We start from the raw sequence: 9,683 nt of genomic DNA on the forward strand, positions 1-9,683 counted from the left end.
TTATTGCACTTCGTCGTCTACCGTATAGATGTTCCACTTCATATCAGCAGTTGTATCTTCACCTGTCACTTCAGCGATTACGCGTCTGTTTCGAGCTTGTGCTGCTGCTGTTTCGCTAAAATCTACTGGACGATCAAAACTGTAGCCGATAGCTGTTAATCTATCTGATTCTATTCCAAAGCGCTCACTAAGTGCTGCTGTGACCGCGTTAGCTCTATTTTGAGAGAGTGTTAAGTTATGTTCGTAAGACCCTGATTTACTCGTATGACCTTCGATAGTCACTTTAGTATTAGGGAACTGACGCATAAAAGTCGCGATGACTTCAACTTGATCATAGTACATAGGGTCAATGTAAAAAGAGTCATTTGGAAATAAAATTTTGAGCTCTTGACGTTCGTTAATGGGTTTTATCTTTCCACAGCCATAATTATCAATGGTTGCCCCAAGAACGGTATCTGTACAGAGCTCACGAGCAACAATAACGCCATCGGTATCATTATCGTTTAGATCGTGTAATTGGGTGGTCGCGCCATCCATCGTCACGATATCTCTCATGGAACAACCAGCTAATAAAACTATGCTTGATATCAGAATGAAGGTTTTCATTAGTATACCCCCCCCTCGTAGTTTCGCTCACCTTGCCATACCTCAGGAGGAGTGACTCTTAAAGACTCTAGTAGTCTTCCAGTTGAGTTTAAGACACGGTACTCAGAAATGACCTGGTCATATTCCGTTTCAATGTAATCTTTACGGGCTTCAAATAGCTCATTCTCAGTGTCGAGTAAATCGAGTAGTGTCCGCTGCCCTAAATTAAATTGCTGGTTATAAGCAACCTGTGTATCTTTGGCAGCGATAACATGCTCGCGAATATACAGTTTCTGAGGCTCAAGTAGCTCATAAGCATTCCAAGCAAGGCTGACGCCTTCTACAACTTGACGATAGGCTCGTTGGCGGATCTCTTTAGCTTCACCAATTTTGTAGGCAGCTTCTTTTTCTCGCGCTAGATCTTTACCACCAGAGAATAGGTTGTATTTTATTCTGACCATGGCGACGAGATCATTACTGTGACCCCCAACGTTAGAGCTAGAAATTCGGCTAAAGCCATCTTCACCGTTAAGGTTATTGTTCCAGTTTCCTGCCAAATCTAAAGATAGCTTTGGGTAATAATTGGATTGCGTCGATGATTTCTCATTTTTAGCCGCTTCAATATCACTGGTTGCTGATTTGATGATCGGATGGTTCTCTTGAGCGAGCAAAATACTGGTGTTCAGATCTTCTGGCAGCATCTCATCATCTGGTACGGGGATAATTAAATCTTGAGGCTCAGACGCAACCACTTTGATAAATTGCGCTTTAGCATCAAAAAAGTTGTTTTTAGCTGAGATTAGGTTGGCGTTTGCACGAGCTAAACGGCCTGTTATCTGAGACAAATCAGCGATTGAGCCTAAACCTGAATCGGTTCTTTGCTTGATTTGGTCATAGATATCCTGATGACTGAGTAAGTTTTTCTCAGCGAGCATCACGACTTGTTCAGTACGAATATAATTAATATATACTTTGGTTACATCGAGTGCCATATCTTCAGCAGCAGAGAAAAGTGCCCACTGGTCTGCGCTGGCTTCAAAGCTGAATCTATCGACTTCGCTGCTGGTATAGAATCCATCGAAAAGCATCTGTTTAATGCTAAAGCCAGCCTCACCACGTTCAAGCCCGATGACACCATCTTCATCGACCTCTCCTTGGTTTTTCTTTCTACGAGTAGAAGGGCTATTCGTTTGTTCCCAGCCATAACCGCCGGTTAAATCGACAGTAGGCATGTAGCCTGCAATAGCTTGGTTAACTTGTTCTTCACGCGCTTTAAATCGATTGAACGCGATACGGATCTCAGGATTCGTATCTAAAGTTTGTGCAACGGCTTGTTCCAGTGTCTGACTGTAGGCCGAAGCTGGAATAAACAAGGCGCTAAGGGCCAATGCCAACGCATTGTGTTTTAACTGCCGAATTGTACTGGTGTTCATTGTTAACCCTCCAGGTTGAACTTTAAGGCTTAAAAATCAACGCTCTCTAAGCGCGGTATCTTTAGCTCTTAAAATTGGATTAAGTATGTATTCTAGAATGGATCTCTGGCCAGTAATAACATCAACTGAAGTCAACATCCCTGGTATGATTGGCATCTCTATGCCGTCGTCCCTTGTTAAGCTTGAAAGCTCAGTCCGTACTTTTACAAGATAGAAGCTGTTCCCTTCCTCATCTTGCGATGTATCAGCACTTATGTGTTCTACCGTCCCATTAAGGCCTCCGTAGCGTGTAAAGTCATATGCTGTGACTTTTACAACTGCTGGCAGTCCAGGGTGTAAAAACGCAATATCTTTAGGGGTTATTTTCGTTTCAATGAGTAGTTGATCTTCTGATGGAACTATCTCAATGATATCAACACCAGGCTGAACAACTCCTCCTAATGTATTGATATGTATACTCTTGATCGTGCCGTTGACGGGAGATGTGATCTCTGCTTTATTCACTTTATCTTGAGCGCCTACTTGAGCTTCACTCATTCGTGACAACTTAGTTTGCAGATCACTCAGTTGAGTTCTCGTCTCGGCTGCGAAGGTAAAGACGGCTTCGCGTCTTTTTAAAATAGCTTCATCTTGTGAGGCTTTTACCTTAGGACGCAATAATCTTAGAGTGGCAAGTTCACCTTGAATGTCATTGACAGTACGCTCGAGCTTAAGTAACTCAACTTCAGGGACGATTCCTTTTTCAGCTAAAGGTCTTGTCAGTGATAGCTCGCGGGAGACTAACTGGAAGCTTTTGGTCAAGGTTTTAATCTTTGATGCTAATTCTTGTGTTTCCTGCTGTCTTTGCTGTATTTGACGAACTAATATTTCAAGCTGATTACTCAAACTGTCTAATCGACCCGAGTATTCCTCTTTTTGGCGCTTGATCAGTTCAGGTTCTAGTTCTGTTAGCTCATCAGAAAAGATCAGCGGCAATTTCGTTATTTTGACCTGCTCACGCCAGTTTGATGTCATATCAGTAATGACGATGCTGTTTAACTCGGTCTCTAATCGTTTTACATTGGCTTGCAGGCTATATACTTCTTGCTCTTGCTGTGCAAAATCGGAACGAAAACGAGTGGCATCAATACGAACAAGTGCCTGTCCTTTTTTGACTATCATGCCTTCTTGCACATACATATTTTGCATTATTCCGCCATCAAGACTTTGAATAACTTGTATTTGTGAAGATGGGATCACTTTTCCCAAGCCTGTCGTTACTTGGTCAAGTTCAGCAAAATATGCCCAAAGAAGAAAGCATGCAGCTAAGGATGTGAGGGTCCAGATAATTAATCGATGACTACTTGGCGCATCTGTCATCATAGCGCCATATACATCATCGACCATTTCTAAATCTTGGGTAGTTAAATGCTTACTCATTGGTTTGTCCTCCAGTGAGCAAGCCTTTACTTAGTTGATCGAGCACCTCTGCTTTTGGCCCATCAATGAGCACATGGCCTCTGTCTAATACGATAATTCTGTCCACGAGCTTTAATAGGTGCATCTTGTGAGTGATAAGCAGCAACGTCCGGTCACGGGTGACATTTTGCATTGCATTAATAAATTGTTTTTCCGCGCGAGCATCTAAACTTGCACTGGGCTCATCCATCATCAGAACTGGTGGATCATTCAATGTCGCTCTTGCTAGTGCAACGGTTTGTCTTTGTCCGCGAGACAGTGACTGACCGCCTTCACCTACTTGCTGATCTAAGCCTTCACTGTCAAGATCGGTAAATTGACTAATACCTGAAAGTTGCACAGCTCTAATTAGCTGGTGCTCAGTTACCTGACGGGTACCGAAGAGAATATTGTCTCTGATTGTGCCGTGAAAAAGTGTTATGTCTTGGGGTAAATAACCAAAGTTACGCCTTAGATCTGTGGGATGGATCTGAGCAGAATCGAGTCCATCGTAGCGCAAGCTGCCTTTGGTAGGTTGATAAAGTCCCACAAGCATTTTAGCTAATGTGCTCTTGCCTGAACCGTTACGACCTATGATGGCAATACGCTCACCGGGTTCAATGTTAATTGACATGGTATGCAAGATAGGTTTTTCTGAACCGGGGTAGCTGAAGCTAATATTATCGGCGTTAATCTTTCCTTCTAAGCGTTGTCTGCTAACCAGATGACCTTTATTTTCAAACTCATCTTCCTGAGTCATGATCTCGTTGAGTTGACGTAGCGCACTGGCTGTATGATTTCCTCGTGTCATCAAGCCCGCTAGTTGCGCCATTGGGGCGATTGCACGACTTGATAAAATGACTGCTGCAATAATGCCACCCATAGATATCTCATTATCTGCAACCCGGTAAACACCTAAAATCACCACGCACACGACAGAGAGTTGCACGATAAAGTTAGCCAGATTGGTCACTGCAGTGGAAATCTTTTTAGATTTTAATTGCCAGTTTGCGGTATGACCGATCATTTGTTGCCAGCTCTTTTGAACTAACCCTTCAGCTCCGCTGGATTTTATCGACTCTAATGACGCAAGAGATTCAATTAAGTGACCGTGTTTTAAACTAGAGAACTTATTACTCTCCTCAATTGCAGCTTTTAATTTTGGCTGCATGATTAAGGTGTAACCAATGATAATGATGCTTCCTATAAGAGGAATGACAGCAAGATCACCTGCTACTACATATATGATAATTAAAAAGAATAAAGCAAAAGGCAGATCGACCAAAGTGGTGATAGTTGCAGAGGTTAAAATCTCTCTAATACTATCAAACTCGCCAAGTTGTCTGGCCATTCCTCCTACACTAGGAGAGCGCTTTTCTAGTGGAATGCCAATAGCTTTAGCAAATAGCCTAGAGGACACGATGATATCGACTTTCTTTCCTGCCACATCGATAAGGTAGGATCGCAGTTGTCTTAATATTAGGTCGAATATGTAAGCCACACTCGCACCAATTGCCAATACCCACAATGATGAGAAAGCTAAATTTGGCACAACTTTATCATAAACATTCATGATAAAAAGTGGAGAGACTAAGGCAAACAGGTTGACTAGAACCGAAGCCAGAAGAGCATCTCGATAGATAGGTGCAGAATCTTTGAGGGTTTGTAGCAACCAATGGGTTTTGCTGTCATGAAGGTGAACATCAAAGCCCATGTCCCCACGGTACTGCTGTTTAACAAGAAATAGATAGCCTACGTAGATGGCCTCTAAATCCTCAAGTGTCAGTACTTGCTCGCCACCAGTCTCAGGCAGTTGGATTACCGCTCTATCTTTATCGACATCTAATTCGCGAAGAAGACAGGCTTTTTTATCTTTAAGAAGCAGTACACAAGGTAAAAAGATAGGTGATATCTGGTTTAGGCCTTTTTGGGTTAATTTGGCAGCTAAACCAGCGCGCGCAGCAGCTTGAGGAACCAAGTCAGGAGTAAGTACACTGCCGGACAACGGAAGGCCTGCCGCCATAGATTCACTAGAGCAGGGACTTCCGAAATATTCGGTTAATAGTACTAAACTGTCTAACAATGGATCGACAGTGACGCGTTGAGACGCCGACACTGTCCATTGCTCAGTTTTTTTAGGGGCTGCTGTTACGGACACCTAAAAGCTTATCCTTAAGGTTGTGTTATAAGTTAATTGCATCATCTTACACAATTATAAACAAAAAACTCTATTTTTTGATTTAAATCATCATTTTGCTTTACTTCCTTAAGGGATCAGGTGAGTAACTTGGTTCTCCTCTAATGTCGGATCCGAGCCCGGCCCTGTAGGTGATGGAGATGTCGCATCAGCGATAGTGTTGATAATTAATGGGCCATCGCCGTTAGAGCCTAGCAAGCCATTAATAATGTCACTTTCGGTGTCACCGAAGATGTCGCTGAGGTCCACTCCGTCCAGAACAATGTGTTGCTCAAAGGTTCCGTTATGGTCTGCATCGATATCAATGGTGGTTGTGCCTGTCGTATCATTGATGGTGAAGTGCAGGTACAACCCTAAGTTCTCTGCGGTTTCACCTTGCAATAAATCACTGAGATCAAGCTTATCTTCGTTTAAATCAAAGTCGATAATATGATCGGTACCTAGCTCATCCTTATTCCAGACAAAGGTGTCACTACCAGAGTCGCCTCTCAGTACATCATCGCCTAATCCACCGATAAGAGTATCGTCTCCAGCACCACCTCGAAGGGCGTCATTATGCTTACCACCGTCAAGAGTATCGTTTCCGGTATGACCATAAAGAATGTCGCTACCAGTTTGTCCGTAGACCATGTCGTTACCACTCCCCGCGTTGACTACGTCAGCTTTTTCGCTGGTTACGTCTGCAGATAACAGCAGTCCATCTCCATCGGTAATTTTATCTGAGCCAGTAAGTGACCCTGTCATGATGTGATGACTAAGCAGGGTTGCAGTACTTAACTCGATATCATTATCAGTGTTGCCACTGACTGAATCACCAGTTGAACCAGCGTAGATAATATCGTTACCACTGCCTGTTTCAACATGATCTTGACCCGCACCTGAACTGACATTTTGTGCCGAACTAGTGCTATAGGCGATACCGGATGTGACCAGAACATCATTGCCTGATTGGTCTGTAATTGTGCCCTGTAAACCGCCACCAAAACTGACATCCATCTGTTGAGGATTCGCTGCATTTTCACCGTTTCTGACAATGATTGAGTCATTACCGTCATTACCATCTACGGTAAGGTCGACATCGACAGGTACACCATTAAAGTCAGTTGGTGTGACACCAATAATCAGTTTAGTGGTTGATATATCACCATCAGCATCTCTGATTGTATAAACAAAGGTTTCAGTTGCATCATCTGGTATGACATTGGTACCAGCGGTTAGCTGGTATTCATATGTTCCGTCAGCATTGAGAACTAAATTACCGTAGGTACCTAGGATAACGGTACCTACGCCTGTGAAGACGTCCGTACCGTCATCATTGGTAAAGGCTACCCCCACAACAGTAAGACCATCAGAACCCAAGTCATTATTAAGTACGTTACCTTCCTTATTTGGTAGGTGATAACCCACTCCCTCAACGACTTTTGCTACTAATTGGTAAGTGTTACTTTGGCTTTCAAAGGTTCTAACAGTTGTAACTAAATCACCATTTTCATCTATAAAACCAAGCACCTTAATAGTATAGAACTCGCCTTCATACTCGAAGGTGACTTCAGGTTGACCGATATTGATAATATCTCTATTAAATTCGGCATCACCAGTGTTCGGTGTCTCATTGTGGTCAAAGTTAATGTCGATCTGTACGGTCGTCACCACACCAAACGAATCGGTAATGGTAAAGTTAACCGTTAGGGTTGCTTGTGTAATTGATGACGTCACAGGGAAGTTAAAGTGAGTGAAATCACCCAACACAATGTCTTGGTTGAGCTGAAGGACTCCATTCAAACCAGCATCATTATCAACAAAGCTATAACCAGAAGCGTTAGCGGTATTAGCACTTCCCCAACGCATCTGATCAAGACCAGCGTCATTATCATCTGAATCAAAACGAGTGAGATGTGGACCACCACCAGTCCAACTAGACCATTCACCAACAATACCGGAAGCGACAAATCCATCTGTTAATACGTCGACGCCATTGGTATCCAAGGTCGCTTCTGCATGATCATCCAGAATGCCAATTTCTAACGTTGTTGAGCTGCTATCGCCGTCGATGTCGTATGCCGTAACACCAAAGTTATCACTTATTTCGTCATCGTTTACGCCATGGGTTTGTGCAGCATTAAGGGTGTAACTGTATGTCACAGTGCCAGTGCTGGTATCGTAATCAGTGATTCTTAATGTACCGTGCTCTCCTTCAATCACTATCGCTGCGGCAGGCGTTACAGCAAGTAACATAGCAATCGTAATGGTTGTCGTTACACCACCATTGGTCATTTCTAACCTGTTCAACCCATCTGGGGCTGAAACAGTAAACTGCTGCGTCTGTACTACTGGGTCAACTTCAGTACCAGTACCGCCAGATAATTCGCTTTCATCTAAGGTTATTTTAGCTGGTGTTGTTATCGATACCGGATCATCTGTCGCTGTCACATTAATGGTTAATGTTGAGCTATCAGTGCTTGAACCATCTGTTAACGTATAAGTGATGATTGGGGCTATACCACTGAAGTTCGCCACAGGGGTAAAGGTGTAGTTACCACTTGTGTTGATTACTATGGTGCCAACACCATTGATGTTTACTGTTTGTCCTGCATTGTAAACAGTTCCGTCGCCTGCAATCGTAAAGCTTTGAACTGTAACAGGGCCATCAACACTTGTTGTACCACCGATAACATTTCCGGAAGTTGGACCAGTATCTTCAACAATAGTGACCACTTCATTTGGATCCGTGAAGTCATCATTAACGCTATTGACGGTGATATTTACAGTGCCTGTGTCGGTATCACCATCGATGTCAGTCGCGATATAGTTGAAGCTGACACTACCGTTATAGTTAGCCGTAGGTACAAATGTCATAGTGCCATTGGCTGCAATCACGACAGTACCGTTACTTACGGTAATGTTTTGAGCTCCACCAGTTAGCGTGACACCGTTAATGCTTACCAATGCTAGTCCGCCATCATTGGCCACATCATTGCCAAGCAAGTTAATAGCAATCGAGCCATCTTCATTGACTGTGTAGCTGTCATCGTTAGCCACAACAGGGTCATCGGTGCTGTTCACTGTGATAGTGACGCTACCGGTGTCAGTGTCGCCATCGGCATCAGTCGCCACATAATTAAAGTTGATAGTACCGTTAAAGTTTGCTGCTGGAACAAAGGTCATGGTGCCATTGGCGGCGATAACCACAGTGCCGTTACTTACTGTAATATTTTGAGCTCCGCCGGTTAGCGTCACACCGTTGATGCTTTTAACTGCTAGACCACCATCATTGGCCACATCATTGCCAAGCAAGTTAATCGCAATAGAGCCATCTTCGTTGACCGTGTAGCTGTCATCGTTAGCTACAACAGGGTCATCGGTGCTGTTCACTGTGATGGTGACAGTGCCAGTGTCTGTGTCGCCATCTACATCGGTCGCAACATAATTAAAGTTGATAGTACCGTTAAAGTTTGCAGCTGGAACAAAGGTCATGGCGCCATTGGCGGCGATAACCACAGTACCGTTACTCACGGTAATATTTTGAGCACCACCGGTTAGGGTGACACCGTTGATGCTCTGAATGGCTAGACCACCATCATTAGCGACGTCGTTGCCAAGCAAGTTAATCGCAATCGAGCCATCTTCGTTGACCGTGTAGCTGTCATCGTTAGCCACAACAGGGTCATCGACGCTGTTCACTGTGATAGTGACGCTACCGGTGTCAGTGTCGCCATCGGCATCAGTCGCGACATAATCAAAGTTAATAGTACCGTTGAAGTTTGCGGCTGGAACAAAGGTCATGGCACCATTGGCGGCGATAACCACAGTGCCGTTACTTACTGTAATATTTTGAGCTCCGCCGGTTAGCGTGACACCGTTGATGCTCTGAATGGCTAGACCACCATCATTAGCGACGTCGTTGCCAAGTAAGTTAATCGCAATCGAGCCATCTTCGTTGACCGTGTAGCTGTCATCGTTAGCCACAACAGGGTCATCGACGCTGTTCACTGTGATAGTGACGCTACCGGTGTCAGTGTCGCCATCGGCAT

General features: G+C 43.9%; 5 protein-coding genes. All 5 read right to left on the bottom strand.

The genetic code is table 11. The features are described 5' to 3' along the window. Positions 1–606: an OmpA family protein gene (locus tag FN961_RS15730; RefSeq protein WP_144041126.1), complete on the bottom strand. Its 606-nt coding sequence runs from the start codon at positions 604–606 to the stop codon at positions 1–3. Beyond that, complete coding sequence (locus FN961_RS15735) at positions 606–2,018, bottom strand: TolC family outer membrane protein (protein WP_144041127.1); 1,413 nt, start codon at positions 2,016–2,018, stop codon at positions 606–608. The genes FN961_RS15730 and FN961_RS15735 overlap by 1 nt, the downstream gene beginning before the upstream one ends. Before the next feature lie 36 nt (positions 2,019–2,054). Further along, complete coding sequence (locus FN961_RS15740) at positions 2,055–3,437, bottom strand: HlyD family type I secretion periplasmic adaptor subunit (protein ID WP_144041128.1); 1,383 nt, start codon at positions 3,435–3,437, stop codon at positions 2,055–2,057. After that, on the bottom strand, positions 3,430–5,613 hold the full coding sequence (locus FN961_RS15745) for a type I secretion system permease/ATPase (protein ID WP_144041129.1): 2,184 nt from the start codon (positions 5,611–5,613) through the stop codon (positions 3,430–3,432). Before FN961_RS15745 ends, FN961_RS15740 begins: the two co-directional genes overlap by 8 nt. A gap of 108 nt (positions 5,614–5,721) precedes the next feature. After that, positions 5,722–9,683: beta strand repeat-containing protein (locus FN961_RS25845; RefSeq protein ID WP_185972810.1), on the bottom strand; the 3,962-nt coding region annotated here is incomplete at its 5' end.

Source organism: Shewanella hanedai (genome assembly GCF_007197645.1).
Classification (GTDB): Bacteria; Pseudomonadota; Gammaproteobacteria; order Enterobacterales; family Shewanellaceae; genus Shewanella; species Shewanella hanedai.